The sequence below is a fragment of the Halopseudomonas sp. genome (genome assembly GCF_036961105.1).
GTDB lineage: Bacteria > Pseudomonadota > Gammaproteobacteria > Pseudomonadales > Pseudomonadaceae > Halopseudomonas.
This window is the reverse complement of sequence record NZ_JBALWW010000043.1, coordinates 1-1060: the sequence shown is the minus strand read 5'-3', so window position 1 is coordinate 1060 and position 1060 is coordinate 1. Positions and strand designations below refer to the sequence as shown.

Below are 1060 nucleotides of genomic sequence, written 5' to 3'. Positions count from 1 at the left end.
CCTGAACGTGGCGGTGGTCAATGATTCGGAAGCGGCGGGTTATCTGCCTGAGGGTACCTATTGGTGGTGGGGCATCCAGGGCGCCTGGGCGTGGATCGACCCCACCAACGAAACTATAGTGCTGGGCATGATGCAGAATACTGATTACCGCCTGTCGCGCGTGATTCACAACATCGCCAGCCGCGCCTTGTATGGCCCGGCAAAGCAGGAGTAGAGCGGAAAGCCGGAGTTTTCCGCCGCGTCACCCTGGTGGGTAAGCCTGCGGCGTTACCCACCCTACGGCGGCTGCGCCGCTGGACGAGATGGAACTCGTCCTTCCCGGGTGGGCAACTGCGTGGCTGCGGGTTCTCGCGCAAGAGTCCCGTCTGGTAGGGGTTTCCCTGGGATGGCCGGGTTCCATCCCGGCCGCGGAACCTGACTTGGCGCGAGGGGTGGTGATACTCACTGAAAGGGTAGCTGCCTTGTTTCTGTGAAGGCCGAGCACCGGCTTGATCACCGAAATTGGCGGCTGCGCCGCTGGACGAGGTGGAACTCGTCCTTCCCAGGTAAGCAGTTGCTTGCCTGCGTTACCCACGCTACGGGCTAGTTAGCGGTGCTATCCGGCGCGTCCAGAACCTGCTCCAGCGGCAACTGCGCATGCAGATTGACGCTGCCCTGCGCAGCAAACACCACCAGGTGCTCAGCCGCGACGCCAATCCCCACCTGCTCGCCAATCTGGTGGTCGGCATGACTGGGAAACAGCGCTTCAAGCGCGCTGCCGGTGGGTAGCTGGAGGCTGTAAAGAATATTGGCGCCGAGGAAAGTCTTGCCGGCCACCCTGGCCTGCAGGGCGCTATTGGCCGAGCTTACGACGTCATCGGGTCTCAGCAGTACATCGACGGCGCTGCCAACCGGCAACAGATACGCGCGGTTGCCGCGAATCAGACCCAGCTCGGTTTGTACCGTATCCGGCGACATCAACTGACCGCGGATGAAGTAACCCTGACCAATAAAACTGGCGACAAAAGGTGTAGCTGGCTCGTGGTATAGATTGTAGGGGGTATCCCACTGTTGCAGCCGG

The 1060-nt window shown here is 61.5% G+C and carries 2 protein-coding genes; one reads left to right on the top strand and one right to left on the bottom strand.

Annotated features, from left to right (window positions below; genetic code table 11):
* On the top strand, positions 1-214 hold a 214-nt coding region (locus tag V7756_RS18845), incomplete at its 5' end, for a hypothetical protein (RefSeq protein ID WP_335611742.1).
* A 368-nt stretch (positions 215-582) separates the two neighbouring features.
* On the opposite strand, the gene V7756_RS18840 is transcribed toward V7756_RS18845, so the two are convergent.
* The coding region (locus tag V7756_RS18840; protein WP_335611741.1) for a TOBE domain-containing protein at positions 583-1060 on the bottom strand (478 nt) is incomplete at its 5' end.